Raw genomic sequence first — 15,281 nt, 5'->3', positions numbered from 1 at the left:
GTTGATTGCCCATCGCAGATGCCAGGAGGATTCGTGGCTTTCTATCAGACATTGAAATTTGCCGGTGGTCCGATTCTTCGCACCGCATACAAACCGTGGATTCGCGGAGAGGAGAATATCCCCAGCGAGGGGCCCGCGATTTTGGCGTCTAACCACAACGCTGTGTGGGATTCAGTGTTTCTGCCGCTCATGATTGACCGCGAAGTGGTGTTCATGGGGAAGGCCGACTACTTTACCGGCACCGGTTTCAAAGGATGGGCTACCAAGGAGTTCATGCGCGCAGTCGGCACGATCCCAGTTGACCGCTCTGGTGGGCGAGCGTCGGAAGCCGCGCTGCAGGCCGGTGTAGACCGCCTGAAGGAAGGGGAACTGTTCGGTATCTATCCCGAGGGGACCCGCAGCCCTGACGGGCGTCTTTACCGCGGTAAGACAGGTGTGGCCCGTTTAACACTGATTTCCGGGGCGCCGGTCATCCCAGTGGCCATGATCGGCACGCACGATGCGCAACCCATTGGGCAGCGGATCCCTTCGCGTGAAAACATCGGAATGGTCATTGGTGAGCCGCTCGACTTTTCGCGTTACCGCGGACTTGACCGAGACCGCTACGTTCTGCGCGCTATCACCGATGAAATCATGTACAACATCATGCTGCTGTCGGGCCAGGAATACGTTGACATGTACGCAGCCGACCGGAAAGCGCAGCTCGCGCAGGAGGGGAATTTTGATGGGCCTGTGCCCTCGAACGGTCGGACAGGTCCGGGCGGGCGCACGGCTCCCGACGTGTCTGTGCCGAAACGCCCAGAGGATTCATCTGACGATCCCGTAGACTAGAGACGTTCAGTTTTCATCGTCTGAAAGGTGTTTGCGCCATGTCGGTTCGTCGAGTAGCTTTGCTCACTGCTGGTGGTTTTGCCCCGTGCCTGTCGTCGGCTGTTGGTGGGCTCATCCAGCGTTATACCGATATTGATCCGTCCATTGAAATCATCGCGTACCAGCACGGCTACCACGGGCTGCTGACTGGCAACTACGTTGTCGTCGACGAGGAGGCCCGCAGGAAGGCCGGCATCCTTCACCGTTTCGGCGGTTCACCGATCGGCAACTCGCGCGTCAAGTTGACCAATGCGAAGAACTTGGTCGAGCGTGGCCTGGTCAAGGAAGGCGACGACCCGCTTCAGGTTGCGGCCGAGCAGCTGCGCAAGGACCATGTTGACGTTCTGCACACCATTGGCGGTGACGACACGAACACGACCGCCGCCGATCTGGCGCAGTATCTGCACGATCACGACTACGACTTGACGGTTGTCGGCCTGCCGAAGACCATCGACAACGACGTGGTTCCGATCCGTCAGTCACTGGGCGCCTGGACCGCCGCTGAGCAGGCCTCGATCTTCGCGCAGAACATCATCGGTGAGAACCGAGTGGGACCACGCATGCTGATCATCCACGAGGTCATGGGCCGTAACTGCGGATGGCTGACAGCAGCCGCTTCACGCAAGTACACCGAGTGGCTCGACCAGCAGGAATGGGTGCCGTCGCTGGGACTGAGCAAGGAACACTGGTCAATCCACGCGATCTTCGTTCCTGAAATGGCAATCGACCTTGACGAGGAAGCCGACCGCCTGCGCGCCATCATGGACAAGCAGGGCAATGTCAATATCTTCCTGTCTGAAGGAGCCGGCGTGCGTGAAATCGTCGCTGAAATGGAAGAACGTGGCGAAGAAGTGGCGCGCGACCCGTTCGGTCATGTGCGCCTTGATGAAATCAACCCCGGACAGTGGTTCGCCAAGCAGTTTGCTGACCGACTGGGAGCTGAGAAGGTCATGGTACAAAAGTCCGGATACTTCTCACGTTCAGCTCGCGCAAACCAGGACGACCTGCGTCTGATCCAGTCGATGACAGACCTTGCCGTCGAGTGCGCACTGCGCGGCGAATCCGGCGTGATCGGTCACGATGAGGAAAACGACGATCGTCTGTGCGCCATCGCCTTTCCGCGCATCAAGGGTGGCAAGCCCTTCGATATCTCCCAGCAGTGGTTCGTTGATCTGATGGATCGTATCGGACAGCCACTGGCGCCGACGCAGATGTAAGTATGCGACAGCCTGAAGAGCTCGAACCGGTTGCTGGAGGGTGGAATACGTGGAGACAGTATCCCTCCCTCCAGCAACCGCACTATCCAGATGAACACGCGCTGCGCGCGGTGACCGCTGAACTGCGCAGTCGCCCGCCCCTCGTCTTTGCTGGCGAGGTGGATGACCTGCGTGACGAACTGGCCGCTGCCGGACGCGGCGAAGCTTTTGTGCTCACTGGTGGTGACTGCGCGGAAACCTTCGCAGAGTCCACTGCTGATCACCTTCGCCTCAAGATCCAGACGATCCTGCAGATGGCCGTTGTCCTGACGTATGGAGCCTCGCTGCCGGTCATTAAAATTGGCCGTATCGCAGGGCAGTACGCCAAGCCTCGTTCATCGGATATCGAAAAGCGCGGTGACGTGACCCTGCCGTCGTATCGCGGCGATGCGGTGAACTCGTTTGAATTCACCGAAGAGGCGCGCACACCCGACCCCGGTCGACTGCTGGGCACCTACCAGCATGCTGCCGCCACATTCAACCTGATTCGCGCCTTCACGAAAGGTGGCTACGCTGATCTGCGCTTGGTCCACCACTGGAACCGCGGCTTCACGTCCAACCCGGCGTATGCGCGCTACGAATCGCTGGCCTCGGAGATCCATCGCGCCGTGAAGTTCATGGAGGCAGCCGGAGCTGACTTCGAGTCGCTGCGACAGGTCGACCTGTTCTCCTCCCACGAAGCGTTGCTGCTCGAATATGAAGCAGCGATGACGCGCGTAGATTCACGAACCGGCGACCTGTACGACACGTCCGGCCACTTCCTGTGGGTGGGGGAGCGCACGCGAGACCCGCAAGGCGCGCACGTCGAGCTGCTCTCACATGTGCGCAATCCTCTGGGGGTGAAGCTGGGGCCGACCACAACCCCTGAAGAGGCCATTGCACTGATCGACCGCCTCAATCCTGACGGCGAACCTGGACGATTGACGTTCATCGCCCGCATGGGGTCGAAACATATTCGCGATGCGCTTCCACCTCTTGTGGAAGCGGTGAAAACTGATGGCCGTCCGGTGATCTGGACAACCGACCCGATGCACGGTAACACGATCACGTCCTCAACAGGCCTGAAGACCCGCCAGTTCGAAACGATCATGGACGAGGTACGCGGGTTCTTCGAGGTTCACGACGCAGCCGGAACAGTTCCCGGCGGCATCCATGTGGAGCTCACCGGTGATGACGTCACTGAAATTATCGGCGGCTCCGAGCATCTGGATGAACAGTCCCTCAAGGACCGCTACGAAACCCTGGTTGATCCGCGCCTCAACCACCAGCAATCCCTGGAAATGGCGTTCCAGGTGGCTGAACTGCTGCGCTAGACAACGGTGATCGTGACAGTCGATCCCTTCGGGATCATCTGTCCGCTCCCGGGGTCGGTGGAGCGCACGGTGCCGAAAATGCCGCCGAGGATCTTGTTGACCTCCACTTTGAACCCGGCATCGCGCAGCGTCTTTTCAGCCTGATCGAGCTGCTTGCCCACCAGGTCGGGAACCTCGACCAGTTCGGGACCTTCCGAGACAACAAATGACAGCGTGTCACCGCGCAGCAATGTCGATCCGGCCTCAGCTGACTGAGAAATGATCTGGCCTTCGGGCACGGTGTCCGAATGTTGCGATGTGGATTCAGCAGCCAGGCCCGCTTCTTCAACGGCAGCGCGCGCCTCCTCGCCAGTCATTCCCGCTAGGTCTGGAACCGTGATCGGCTCACGACCTTTCGACACGACGAAATCAACCGCCGTGTCGTGGCGCACCTGTGCGGCAGCCTCCTCTGATTGTGAGATCACCTGTCCCTTGGCAACGGAATCTGAGTATTCCTCGCTCACTGTCCCTGCGGCCAATCCGGCGTTGGTCAGTGCCCCACGAGCCTGGTCCGCACTCAGGCCTACCAGTTGCGGCACAGCGCGCATATCCACACCTTTGGAAACGACGAGGGAGACCTCGCCGTCCTTATGGATCTGCGACCCGCTGGCCGGATCGGATCGAATGATCAACCCGTTCTTGACGTCATCTGAAAATTCTTCATTGAGCGTGGACGATAATCCCAGAGCTTCGAGTTCTGACTGAACGGCTTTGACGGCGCGGCCGTCAGTTTGCGGCATCGTCAGATAGGATCCTGGCCCGTACTGGCTCCACCACCACCAGCCGCCACCCGATCCGACGATCAGCAGCACGGCCAGCAGAGCGATGACGGTTTTCAAACGCGAACGCGACTTCTTGTGTGGCCGGTCGGTACGCGGCAGCGATCCCGATGCTTTGACGACGGTTTGTGACGAGGGCGTGAGGACGCCGCCAGGTAGCGCTGTCGTGACCGCGTGAAACTCGATGGGTGCCGTGGGCTGGCCGGACTGCACCGGCTGGACATCGGCGCGACGCTCGGCAAGATCGGACGGCAGGGAGGCGCGCACCCGTGCCACCAGTTCCAGTGCGTCGCGCGCATCCCGGGGACGTTCTGCCGGGTCGCGGGCAGCGAGCGTGGCGACCAGTTCATCGATCTCGGTAGGAAGCCACGAACACTCTTCAGATGGGGAGGGAACATCCTCGTTGACATGGGAGTACGCCATTTTCATGGCGGGCGCGCCATCCCAGGGCACGTGGCCCACGACCATCTCGTAGAGCATCATGCCAACGGAGTAGATGTCGGTGCGCGCATCGGTGTGACCGGTGGTTGCAATTTCAGGAGCCATGTAGGCGACGGTGCCGAGCATGGAACCAGTGGTGGACATCGATACTTCGGATGCCGCACGTGCCAGGCCGAAGTCTGTGACGCGCACGTGCGAGTCCTCAGAGATGAGGACGTTTTCCGGTTTCATGTCGCGGTGGACAACGCCGACACGATGCGCGGCGTGCAGAGCGTCAAGGATTTCCTGCGTGTAGCGCAGTGCCTGCGAGAGAGTGAAGGCGCCCTGCGAGTTGAGCAGCGTGCGTAGATTCGGACCGCTCACGAGTTCCATGACGAGGAATCCCTGCCCGTGCACGATGCCCTGGTCAAAAACGGAGACAACGCCGGGATGGATGATGCGTGCAGCGGCGCGGGCTTCGCGTCTGAAGCGGGCGACGAAGTCGGCGGACTCTGCCAGGTGCGGATGCATGACTTTCAGGGCGATGGGACGGTCCAGTCGCTCATCGTGCGCGATGTAAACAGTTGCCATCCCGCCGCGCGCAAGTTTGCGGTCGATGCGGTAGCGCTGGTCGACGAGCATCCCGATGAGCGGGTCAGTCACTGTTTCGTGGGTATCAGAAGATGGCGCGTCAGGTTCTGACGACGCTTTCTCATCTGTGTTTCTGGTACTCACGTCTTGGATTGTACGGGATGCCGGCTACATACGACTGCGGCGCGCCCGATGAGACGCCACCCAAAGGCCGCACGATCATCTAGGCTAGCGACCATGAACGAGCCTACTGACCTCATCAGCGTGGACGATGCTGCACAACTGCTGGGTATTGAACCGCGCCGAATCAAGCAACTGGTGCGTGACCGCATCCTGTTCACGGTGCCCGGAGAAGACGGCAAACCTGCCATTCCGCGCGAGATCATCGTCAAGTCCGAAGGCAAGTGGGAGCCGCTGGACACGCTGCCCGGCACGCTGACCGTGCTGGCTGATGGCGGCTTCAGCCCCCAGGAAGCTGTGGCCTGGCTGTATACGCCCGAAGCTGAGCTGGGTCAGACTCCGATGCAGGCCCTCCTCGAAGGGCGTCAGCACAGGGTGAACGCCATCGCCTCTATGCTCGCCTGGTAGTCAGCATCGGCTCCATTTCGCTCAGGAGTGTGCGCGAGTGCTCACCAAGTGCGGCCAGTGCATCGCGCCCCTGCTGCGTCACTGTGTCAATAAGCTGTTCGTGGGGCTGTCGCCCGACCTGCTCGATGATGCCTTGAAGATCGATTACGCCGTCGGGGCTGCCAATCAGTGTGGCGATCGCATGGCGCTGCTCGGCTGATGCGTGCTCCCATGTCAAAGCCAGCAGTGCCGTTCGTTTACCTTCGATCAGGTCTCCGCCTGCCGGTTTTCCGGTGGTCTGGGGGTCACCGAACACTCCGAGCTCATCGTCGCGCAGTTGGAACGCAATGCCCCACGGTTCGATGACGCGCTGCACTGCTTCGACCATGTCTGCCCGGCCGCCGGCAAGCAATCCGAGGACCGTGGGGTGCACAACCGAGTAGCGTGCTGACTTGCGGCGGATAACTTCCATGATGACGTCCAGGTCGAAATGGTCCAGTGCCGGCTGCTCGTTGACGATATCGAGGTACTGGCCGAGGGCGACTTCAGCATGCATGAGCGTGAGCTGGCGTAACACGGCTGGATTCGCAACCCGTGTCGCCGTAAAGTCAGCGGCCGAGAGCAGGAAATCGCCCACCAGAAGTGCGCCAGCTGTTCCAAATTCGCCGGCATCCCCGGTCCACCCCTGGTCTCGATGCATCTGCGCGAAAACAACGTGAGCGGTGGGGCGCCCTCGTCGAGTCTGTGCATGGTCGATCAGATCGTCGTGAGCCAGTGCGGACGCTTGGTAGAGCTCGGCGGCACCTGCCAGGCGCGCAATCGAATCATCACAGTCACCCCACGCGCGACCAGTGGCGAGCGCATACCCCAACATGACCCACAGGCCACGCAAACGCTTCCCACCTGCGATGGCGTCACGTGCGGCAGTAACGAGGGCGTCAGCCGGCTCCTGGGTGGGGCCGAGGGTGTTGATCAGGTCGGTGAGCGCGGCTTGGGTGTGGTCTCCAATGCGCTCCACCATGTCGCCTACTGTGAGATTCTCCATGCGCCAAGCGTATCGAATGAAGTGCTTCTAAGATACAAACATCCGCTGGAACAAAGGATTGACCGATATGGCAATTGTGTTGAGCTATCACGGTAACCGTGAATCGGAAGCAGCTTTGCAGGAAGCGTTGAGGCTCGCTGATGTCAGGCGTACATCTGTGGTCGTGGTGTTGGCACGTCGAGAAAGTGAAGATGACGCCCGCACCGCTGAAGATGCCGAGGAGCTGTTGTGGTCGCATCTGCGCCATGCCGACATTCCCTTTGAAATCCGCCACACGCAGCATGAGCAGGAAGTAGCCGACGCGGTCTTGGATGCGGCAGAGGAAATTTCGGCCGACTTGATTGTGCTGGGGCTTCGGCCGGGCGGGTCCGGGCGCACCACGGTCGGCCCGAATGCCTCGCGCATCTTGCTGGATGCCCCGTGCCCAGTGGTAACGACCACTACACATCGGTGATTATTGTGTCCAACGGGCGTTTTGTCGGGGACGGATTATAATGGTTCAGGTTCTTTCACACCAGTGTATGAAGCAGATCTGAGGAAGGGAATCAGCGTGAGCGCAACCCGCCCCAAGAAGGCAACGGCCGAAACGGCCGCGTCAAGCGACTCGAAGAAGGCCGCGCCTCAGTCGAAGTCGACCGCAAAGAAAAAAAAGAGCACAACTGCCAAAAAGACGACAACTGCTAAGAAGTCAGCGACCGCTAAAAAGCCCGCGACTGCGAAGAAGACGACTAAGAAGCACGCGACTGCGAAGAAGACGACGACCCGTAAGAGCGCTGCCAGGAAGTCCACAACGTCGAAGCGCACCGCCATCAAGAAGACCAATGAGAAGCCCAGGAAATCGGTTCAGGCGCACGACGAAGAAGAAGAGATGCCTGAAGATGACGACATTGATGACTCGAACATTGATCTGAGCAACGAGGAAGAAATCGACGTCGATGAGGCGGATGATGATTCGGACGATTCATCCGAATCAGACAATGAGCCTGAAGAGGAGGACGAGGACGACGCGAAAGGGGCTGCCGCGGATCTGCGGGAGCGCACCTCTCAGGGCATCCATACGCGCGGCGGGTTTGTCGTATCCGACTCTGATGAGACCGATGAGCCTGTCCAGAAAGTCACCGTGGCAGGCGCTACTGCCGATCCGGTCAAGGACTACCTCAAGCAGATCGGTAAAGTCTCCCTGCTGAACGCGGAGCAGGAGGTGGACCTGGCACGGCGCATTGAAGCCGGCCTGTACGCCGAATACAAGCTCAAGAACGAGTCGGACACGATGACGTCGAAGGCGCGTCGTGAGCTCCACTTCATTGCACAGGACGGCCAGAACGCCAAGAACCACCTGCTGGAAGCTAATTTGCGTCTGGTGGTCTCACTGGCCAAGCGATACACGGGCCGTGGGATGCAGTTCCTGGATCTGATCCAGGAAGGAAACCTCGGTCTGATCCGTGCGGTCGAGAAGTTCGATTACACGAAGGGCTATAAGTTCTCCACGTATGCCACGTGGTGGATCCGTCAGGCTATCACCCGAGCGATGGCTGACCAGGCGCGCACGATCCGCATCCCGGTTCACATGGTGGAAGTCATCAACAAGCTGGCCCGCGTCCAGCGTCAGATGCTGCAGGATCTGGGCCGCGAACCTACCCCGGAAGAATTGGCCAAAGAGCTGGATATGACGCCGGAGAAGGTTGTCGAGGTTCAGAAGTACGGTCGTGAGCCGATTTCACTGCACACACCTCTGGGTGAAGATGGCGACTCAGAATTCGGAGACCTCATTGAAGACTCCGAAGCGGTCGTTCCAGCCGATGCCGTTTCCTTCACGCTGCTGCAGGAACAGCTCCACCGCGTCCTCGATACGTTGTCGGAGCGTGAAGCTGGCGTCGTGTCGATGCGCTTCGGACTGGGTGACGGCCAGCCGAAGACTCTGGACGAAATCGGTAAGGTGTACGGCGTGACGCGTGAACGTATCCGTCAGATCGAATCCAAGACGATGTCCAAGCTGCGTCACCCGTCCCGCTCACAAGTGCTGCGTGATTATCTAGACTAGGACGCATGACTGCGTTTCAGACGTGGGATGAGCTTGATGCTCGTCCGATTCCTGCATGGTATTCAGCAGCTAAGTTCGGGATTTTCATCCACTGGGGCGTCTTCTCTGTCCCTGCGTGGAGGACACTGTCAAATGAACAGTTCGGCTCGTACGCTGAGTGGTATTACGCAAGCGTATATGGGCCGTACCGTAACGCTGACGGTGACTTCCACCAGCGCATGTATGGGGATGCGACTTACCGGGATTTTGTCCAGAATTTCCGCGCTGAGCTTTTTGACCCGACTGCATGGGCTGGTCTTTTTGCTCGAGCTGGCGCCCGATATGTGGTGCTGACTTCCAAGCATCATGACGGCTTCTGCATGTGGCCCACGGCGAATCGGAACAAACACGAGTGGAATGCGGGTGAGGTGGGTCCGCGCCGCGACATACTCGGGGAACTGACTCAGGCGGTACGGGAACGCGGAATGCGGATGGGGCTGTACTACTCCATGATTGAGTGGGAAACCCATCGGTCCCACAGGGTTAACGGAGGATTCTTCATTCCGCAGCGCGATGCCGAACGGTTTGGTATAGATGAGGACAAGTATCCAGATGAAATCCTCATTCCTCAATGGAAAGAACTCAACGAACGCTATTCGCCTTCGGTTATCTACACTGATGGCGGCGAATGGGATCTTTCCGAAGAGTACTCACATGCACGCGAACTGCTCCAATGGTTGTACACGCAAGCTCCTAATCGCGCGGACGTTGTTGTCAACGACCGCATGTTCAAAGGAATGCCAGGCCGGCACGGTGACGTGTTTTCAACTGAATATCAGGATATTGACGGATTCGGCACCAGGCACCCGTGGGAAGAAAGCCGAGGAATCGGCGGATCATATGGATTCAACAGGGCTGAAAACATTGAAGATTATGCGACAGCTCGTCAGCTTGTTACTTTACTGGCTCAAACAGTTTCCGCTGGCGGTAATCTTCTGCTGAATGTGGGACCAACAGCTGACGGAAGAATCCCAGTGATTCAACAGGAACGCTTAGTCCAAATTGGTGAGTGGCTCGATCTGCACGGTAAAGCCATTTATGACACGCTTCCGACTTCTGAATGGAAAACTGCTGAAAATCAAGAGGCCTGGTTGACGCACAATCCAAAAGAATCAGTGGTGTATTGTCTAGTGGATGCTGATTTGTATCGGGCAGGGGAGTCAGTTACGATATTGATGCCTTTAGGACGCTCGATTCTAAAAGTCGAAGACGACACAAGCGGTCAAAAACTCGACATTTCCATTCATGGCAGCACGTTGAAATGCAGCGCGCCGGAGAGTGGAGCTCATGAGTGTCCGGGGGTAATTCGTATATTTTACGCGTAAATGTCGCGTGCCCTAAGGAGTAAGAATGAGTACCCCTATATCCCCGAAACGCAAACGGCCCCTGAAATTCTGGCATGCATTGGCACCGATTATTCTCCTAGTCGTACTGATTTTATGGGGAATGGTCATTGGCCCATTGGTCTTTGATTTGGATTCATGGCCACTTGAATTCACGTTCTTGAGCGGCGCTCTGTGCATGTGGTGCCTGCTTTTCTATTTGGGTTATACATTCGATGACATTATTCCTGCGATGGCCGAACGCACCCGTACGGCCCTGCCGGCAATCTGGATGTTGATGGCGATCGGCGTCCTGATTGGATCGTGGACAGCATCCGGCACCATCCCGATGCTGGTGTATTACGGGATGCTCATCATTAATCCCACGTGGATCTATCTGGTCGCATTCCTGATCACCTCCGTGTTCTCACTGGCAACAGGTACTTCGTGGGGGTCAGTCGGCACAATTGGCGTGGTGGTCATGAGCGTCGGCGTTGCCACAGGTGCAAACCTGGGCCCTCTGGCAGCCGCAATCATTGGCGGAGCCTATTTCGGTGACAAGATGTCGCCGCTGTCGGATACGACGAACATGGCAGCGATGGGCGCGGGCATACCGGTGTATGACCACGTCCGATCAATGCTGAATACGACAGGGCCGTCATACATCGTTGCCGCCGTGCTCTACGGTGTCCTGGGCCTTGTTCAGCCAGCAAGTCAGGATGCCAACATTGACGAACTGACAGGACCAGTCGCCCAATCTCTGGCCGAATCATTTTCGTTTAACGTCCTTGCTTTGATACCCATCCTTGTGATTATCGGGGGCGCAATCTGGCGCAAGCCACCCCTCCCGACGCTTCTGTTCTCCATCGCGTCCGCTGTGCCGATCGCTCTGTTCGTTCAGAAAGTGTCATTCACAAGCGTCATCAAGACACTGATGAAAGGTTTCGAAGGCACCATGCTTGCGGACGGCGGGACAAACCTGACTGAGCAAGCACTTGCAATCGTTGAACGTGGCGGCTTGTACTCGATGGCATCTGCCGTGCTTATCACGTTGAGCGTATTTATGTTCATTGGTTCCATGGACGTTATCAATGCAATGGAAACCGTTGTTCACAAGGCCTTTAAAGGAATCCGAAGCCGATCTGGAGTCATCATCGCGTCACTGTTGTCGTCAGCTTTCATCAACGGCTTCTCATCCAACCAATATGCAACGGCCTTTATTGTCGGTAATGCATTCGGAACGAAATACGACGAGGCTGGAATTCCACGAAAAGTCCTGTCGCGTTCAATTGAGGACTATGGGACATTTATTGAGCCCATGCTTCCCTGGACGACAACCGGGGTCTACATGGTGGCAACCCTTGGAGTGGCCTATTCAAGCTACGTTGGGTTCATGTTCCTTCAGATCACCAACTTCATCGTGGCACCGTTGCTGGCGATTACCGGTATCGGATGTTTCTACGGTGCGAAGAAGGTCAAGCAGCGTCAGGACTGATCCATCAGGTGGCGCTCGTCGTCGATGCGCAGTGCGGAATCCCGCAGGGCGTCCATGTGAAGGCGAGCGTGGTGTGCGCAGAACAGGAGTGGCCCTGAGGCCATAGTGACGCGCACCCATGCACGGGCGCCGCATGCGTCGCATCGGTCTACTGCGCGCAATGTCGGTTCCGTCGTGTCTGGTCGTGTCAGTGTCGCTGCGTTCATGGTTCCATCACAGCACACCGGTCGCTCGCCGTGCATCTTCTTTCGCCAGTGGCACAATCTCGGCGGTGCAATCCAGGAGCTTGCGGTGCTGCACCCTAAAATAGGGTGGTGAGTTCAGACGCTTCAACCTATTCCGCACGGCACCTGTCAGTCCTGGAGGGACTGGAAGCTGTGCGCAAACGCCCCGGCATGTATATCGGATCCACCGATCACAGGGGGTTGATGCACTGCCTGTGGGAAATCATCGATAACGCAGTCGATGAAGCGCTTGAAGGGTACTGTGACCGCATCGAAGTGCGCTTGCACCCGGATCATTCCGCATCCGTCCACGACAATGGTCGAGGCGTCCCTGTCGACACGGTTCCGTCAGTTGGCTTGTCCGGCGTGGAAGTGGTGTACACGAAGCTGCACGCAGGCGGTAAGTTCGGCGGCGGCTCCTACGCCTCGTCCGGCGGTTTGCACGGCGTGGGCGCATCTGTCGTCAACGCCTTATCCGCACGTATGGATGTGCAGGTCGACCGCTCCTCGAAGACCTATCAGATGTGCTTCAGACGCGGCGAGCCAGGGGAGTTTGATGATTCGCGCCAGCGCACCCCGAACTCACCGTTCAGCCCCTATACGCAATCCTCGCGCCTGCAAACTGTCGCTAAAGTCAAGCGCGGTGTGACAGGCACGCGCGTGCGTTTCTGGGCAGATTTTCAGATCTTTCCTTCCTCTGAAGGCTTTTCGTGGGACAACCTGATTGCCCGCGCACGCCAGACCGCGTTCCTCGTTCCCGGCCTGACGATCGCCTGCTGGGATGAGCGCACCACTAACGAGGACGGCGAACCGCTGCACGAAGAATTCCGTTTTGACGGCGGCGTCGTTGACTTCGTTGACTGGCTTTCCACCGATGGGCCTGTCACTGCAACGTGGCATGTCACCGGCGAGGGAACCTATAACGAAACCGTCCAGCAACTCGATCCTGACACCGGACACCTCGCACCTGTCGAAGTGGAGCGCACCTGCCAGGTGGATTGCGCATTGAGGTGGGGAATTGGCTACGACACTCAGGTGCAGTCTTTCGTCAACATTATTGCCACACCGAAAGGCGGCACTCATCTGGCCGGTTTCGACCAGGCACTGTTGAAAGTGATGCGCGCCCACGTTGAGAAGAACGCGCGCCGCCTGAAAGTGACGGCCAAGGACGGTCGCCTGGAGAAGGACGATGTCATGGCGGGGCTGTCCGCTGTGGTGACTGTGCGATTCCCCGAGCCGCAATTTGAAGGCCAGACCAAGGAAGTTTTGGGTACTCCGCAGATCCGCACCGTCGTCAACCGCGTGGTGACCGACGCTCTGGAATCCACGTTGAAATCCAGTAAGCGCGACGTGAAGCAACAGGTGCAGGCTCTGGCTGAGAAAGTCGTGGGTGAGATGAAGGCGCGCGTGTCGGCGCGTGTTCACAAGGAAATTTCGCGGCGCAAGAACGCTCTTGAAACATCGTCCCTGCCTGCCAAGCTGGCAGACTGCCGCTCCGAAGATGTCGAGCACTGCGAGCTGTTCATCGTCGAGGGCGACTCGGCACTGGGCACCGCGAAAGCGGCGCGAGATTCACGCTTCCAGGCACTGTTCCCCATTCGTGGCAAGATCCTCAACACGCAGAAAGCATCGACTGCTGAGATGCTCTCCAATGCTGAATGCGCGAACATTATCCAGGTCATCGGTGCTGGCTCCGGCCGCACATTCGACATTGACCAGGCACGGTACGGCAAAGTCATCCTCATGACGGATGCGGACGTCGATGGCGCGCACATCCGCACGCTGCTCCTGACGCTCTTTTTCCGCTACATGCGTCCGATGGTGGAAAGCGGGCGAGTGTACGCGGCCGTGCCGCCGCTGCATCGCATCGAGCTGCCCGCACACGGCAAGAAGCCACGAGATTACGTGTACACCTATTCCGAAGAGGAACTGCACAGCACACTGCGTGAGCTCAGGAAAGTGCGGCGCACATGGAAGGAACCTATTCAGCGTTACAAGGGCCTGGGCGAGATGGATGCTGACCAGTTGGCTGAAACCACGATGGATCCGCGTCACCGTTCCCTTCGACGTGTCACGCTGGCCGACGAAGAGGCATTGCGTGAAGCTGAGGACGTGTTCGAATTGCTCATGGGGTCGGTGGTTGCCCCGCGGCGTGACTTCATCGTCGAGGGTGCACATCAGGTTGATCGTGAGCGAATTGACGCGTGAGCCAGCTCATCCGATTCTGAATAGGACTGAAGTCTCGGTAAAGTAGAGATATGACTGGTTTGGCTGATCGAGTCTGTCCACCTGCACAGGCTTCTTACCCGGGTCCTCACTTGGGACTTCGATGGCGTTCGATTCTTCCTCAGGACGGTCCCGCCGTGTATCGACTGATCCTCGAAATCGAAGATCATGACCATGCCATCCACCGCACGTCGCTTCGCGACGTTGCGGATATGATCGCCGGCTGCACGGAAACCGACTGGCTGGACGTCATCGTCGGATTGGATGCGCAGCGCACGATTGTTGCCATTGCATCTGTTCGTGTCATGGGTAACCTCGACGGCGTGGCCACAGCCATCGTCAACGCGTTCGTTCATCCGCATTGGCGAGGGCGAGGCATCGGCCGCTCACTGTTGTACTGGCAGGACGCACGTGCCCGCCAGATGCTGGTCGAACACTTCGGGGCCGATTCGGATGCGCCCGCCTACATCGCCAACGGTGTCGATTCGCATATGACGGATCGCCGTAGGCTCTACATCGCCGCAGGCTATTACGCCTGCCGCACATTCCAGCTTATGTACCGCGAGCTTGAAGGCTCCGAGCAGCTGCCCACCCCGCGCGACGGCTACACGATTGTTCCGTGGGGCTCGGTGCCGACCGAACAGGTCAAAGCGCTCCACATGGATGTCTTTACCGCTCACTTCTGGCCGCATTTTCGCGAGCAGTGGTGGAACGAGGCAATGGATGAACTGGTTCCATCATGGTCATGCCTGGCGCTTTCCCCTTCCGGTGAACTTGCAGGCTATCTGACTGTTGGCAGGCCTGATCTGAGATGGGTCCTGGAGGGACGCAAGGAAGCGTATGCGACACTGTTAGGGGTCAACCCGGATCACCGCGGGCACGGTTTGGCGGGCTTGCTGCTGCGCACCGCGATCGTGGCGGCGTCCCGCGCGGGGATGACGCGTTTCGGTCTGGATGTGGACACACACAACGCGTCACATGCTCACGAGATCTACGAGCATTACGGGTTCGTGGACGAGCGAGCGGAAGTTGTGTATGCGATTGAGCACTAGAT

Annotated in this window: 13 protein-coding genes; 10 read left to right on the top strand and 3 right to left on the bottom strand. The window is 58.4% G+C overall.

All coding sequences use genetic code 11. The features are described 5' to 3' along the window. Nucleotides 1–33 precede the first annotated feature (33 nt). Genes AC1EJ1_RS04150 through AC1EJ1_RS04140 form a run of 3 tightly spaced genes read left to right on the top strand, consistent with a single transcriptional unit; the run spans nt 34 to nt 3,439 of the window. A complete protein-coding gene (locus AC1EJ1_RS04150; protein WP_285014267.1) occupies nt 34–831 on the top strand; it encodes a lysophospholipid acyltransferase family protein in 798 nt (265 codons plus the stop codon). Between the two features lie 38 nt (nt 832–869). Then, complete coding sequence (locus tag AC1EJ1_RS04145) at nt 870–2,087, top strand: pyrophosphate--fructose-6-phosphate 1-phosphotransferase (protein WP_285014265.1); 1,218 nt, start codon at nt 870–872, stop codon at nt 2,085–2,087. Between the two features lie 2 nt (nt 2,088–2,089). Continuing rightward, a complete protein-coding gene (locus AC1EJ1_RS04140) occupies nt 2,090–3,439 on the top strand; it encodes a class II 3-deoxy-7-phosphoheptulonate synthase (protein WP_285014263.1) in 1,350 nt (449 codons plus the stop codon). Here the strand turns inward: AC1EJ1_RS04140 and pknB are convergent. Further along, nucleotides 3,436–5,319: a Stk1 family PASTA domain-containing Ser/Thr kinase gene (gene pknB / locus AC1EJ1_RS04135; protein WP_285014329.1), complete on the bottom strand. Its 1,884-nt coding sequence runs from the start codon at nt 5,317–5,319 to the stop codon at nt 3,436–3,438. The genes AC1EJ1_RS04140 and pknB overlap by 4 nt on opposite strands. A 186-nt stretch (nt 5,320–5,505) precedes the next feature. On the opposite strand from pknB, the gene AC1EJ1_RS04130 reads away from it, so the two are divergent. After that, the gene (locus tag AC1EJ1_RS04130) at nt 5,506–5,856 is read left to right on the top strand and encodes an Rv2175c family DNA-binding protein (protein ID WP_285014261.1); all 351 of its coding nucleotides are present in this window, start codon (nt 5,506–5,508) and stop codon (nt 5,854–5,856) included. On the opposite strand, the gene AC1EJ1_RS04125 is transcribed toward AC1EJ1_RS04130, so the two are convergent. Continuing rightward, a complete protein-coding gene (locus AC1EJ1_RS04125; RefSeq protein ID WP_285014260.1) occupies nt 5,840–6,880 on the bottom strand; it encodes a polyprenyl synthetase family protein in 1,041 nt (346 codons plus the stop codon). The genes AC1EJ1_RS04130 and AC1EJ1_RS04125 overlap by 17 nt on opposite strands. 67 nt (nt 6,881–6,947) lie before the next feature. Here AC1EJ1_RS04125 and AC1EJ1_RS04120 point away from each other — a divergent pair, with 67 nt between their 5' ends. The 4 genes from AC1EJ1_RS04120 (at nt 6,948) to AC1EJ1_RS04105 (ending at nt 11,777) form a co-directional block, all read left to right on the top strand. Further along, nucleotides 6,948–7,334 (top strand): universal stress protein, encoded by a 387-nt coding sequence (locus AC1EJ1_RS04120; RefSeq protein ID WP_058236560.1) that lies wholly within the window; start codon nt 6,948–6,950, stop codon nt 7,332–7,334. A 63-nt stretch (nt 7,335–7,397) separates the two neighbouring features. Beyond that, nucleotides 7,398–8,921: an RNA polymerase sigma factor gene (locus AC1EJ1_RS04115; protein ID WP_480295353.1), complete on the top strand. Its 1,524-nt coding sequence runs from the start codon at nt 7,398–7,400 to the stop codon at nt 8,919–8,921. A gap of 5 nt (nt 8,922–8,926) precedes the next feature. After that, nucleotides 8,927–10,285: an alpha-L-fucosidase gene (locus tag AC1EJ1_RS04110; RefSeq protein ID WP_285014256.1), complete on the top strand. Its 1,359-nt coding sequence runs from the start codon at nt 8,927–8,929 to the stop codon at nt 10,283–10,285. A gap of 25 nt (nt 10,286–10,310) precedes the next feature. Further along, on the top strand, nt 10,311–11,777 hold the full coding sequence (locus AC1EJ1_RS04105) for a Na+/H+ antiporter NhaC family protein (RefSeq protein ID WP_285014254.1): 1,467 nt from the start codon (nt 10,311–10,313) through the stop codon (nt 11,775–11,777). Here the strand turns inward: AC1EJ1_RS04105 and AC1EJ1_RS04100 are convergent. Continuing rightward, the gene (locus tag AC1EJ1_RS04100; protein WP_285014253.1) at nt 11,768–11,983 is read right to left on the bottom strand and encodes a DUF7455 domain-containing protein; all 216 of its coding nucleotides are present in this window, start codon (nt 11,981–11,983) and stop codon (nt 11,768–11,770) included. The genes AC1EJ1_RS04105 and AC1EJ1_RS04100 overlap by 10 nt on opposite strands. A 105-nt stretch (nt 11,984–12,088) precedes the next feature. Here AC1EJ1_RS04100 and AC1EJ1_RS04095 point away from each other — a divergent pair, with 105 nt between their 5' ends. Together AC1EJ1_RS04095 and AC1EJ1_RS04090 are read left to right on the top strand one after the other, a co-directional pair. Beyond that, complete coding sequence (locus AC1EJ1_RS04095; protein ID WP_480295352.1) at nt 12,089–14,209, top strand: DNA gyrase/topoisomerase IV subunit B; 2,121 nt, start codon at nt 12,089–12,091, stop codon at nt 14,207–14,209. 50 nt (nt 14,210–14,259) lie between these two features. After that, entirely contained in the window at nt 14,260–15,279 is a 1,020-nt protein-coding gene (locus AC1EJ1_RS04090; protein ID WP_070726562.1) for a GNAT family N-acetyltransferase, read from the top strand. Nucleotides 15,280–15,281 lie beyond the last annotated feature (2 nt).

Source organism: Pauljensenia sp. C0170B4 (assembly GCF_056590235.1).
This window is presented reverse-complemented; position numbering and strand designations above follow the sequence as displayed.

Excerpts from the sequence above, each read along its gene's own strand:
- AC1EJ1_RS04145 (WP_285014265.1), top strand. The coding sequence starts at position 870 with ATGTCGGTTCGTCGAGTAGCTTTGCTCACTGCTGGTGGTTTTGCCCCG.
- AC1EJ1_RS04140 (WP_285014263.1), top strand. The coding sequence starts at position 2,090 with ATGCGACAGCCTGAAGAGCTCGAACCGGTTGCTGGAGGGTGGAATACG.
- pknB (WP_285014329.1), bottom strand. The coding sequence starts at position 5,319 with ATGCTCGTCGACCAGCGCTACCGCATCGACCGCAAACTTGCGCGCGGC.
- AC1EJ1_RS04130 (WP_285014261.1), top strand. The coding sequence starts at position 5,506 with ATGAACGAGCCTACTGACCTCATCAGCGTGGACGATGCTGCACAACTG.
- AC1EJ1_RS04125 (WP_285014260.1), bottom strand. The coding sequence starts at position 6,880 with ATGGAGAATCTCACAGTAGGCGACATGGTGGAGCGCATTGGAGACCAC.
- AC1EJ1_RS04120 (WP_058236560.1), top strand. The coding sequence starts at position 6,948 with ATGGCAATTGTGTTGAGCTATCACGGTAACCGTGAATCGGAAGCAGCT.
- AC1EJ1_RS04110 (WP_285014256.1), top strand. The coding sequence starts at position 8,927 with ATGACTGCGTTTCAGACGTGGGATGAGCTTGATGCTCGTCCGATTCCT.
- AC1EJ1_RS04105 (WP_285014254.1), top strand. The coding sequence starts at position 10,311 with ATGAGTACCCCTATATCCCCGAAACGCAAACGGCCCCTGAAATTCTGG.
- AC1EJ1_RS04100 (WP_285014253.1), bottom strand. The coding sequence starts at position 11,983 with ATGAACGCAGCGACACTGACACGACCAGACACGACGGAACCGACATTG.
- AC1EJ1_RS04090 (WP_070726562.1), top strand. The coding sequence starts at position 14,260 with ATGACTGGTTTGGCTGATCGAGTCTGTCCACCTGCACAGGCTTCTTAC.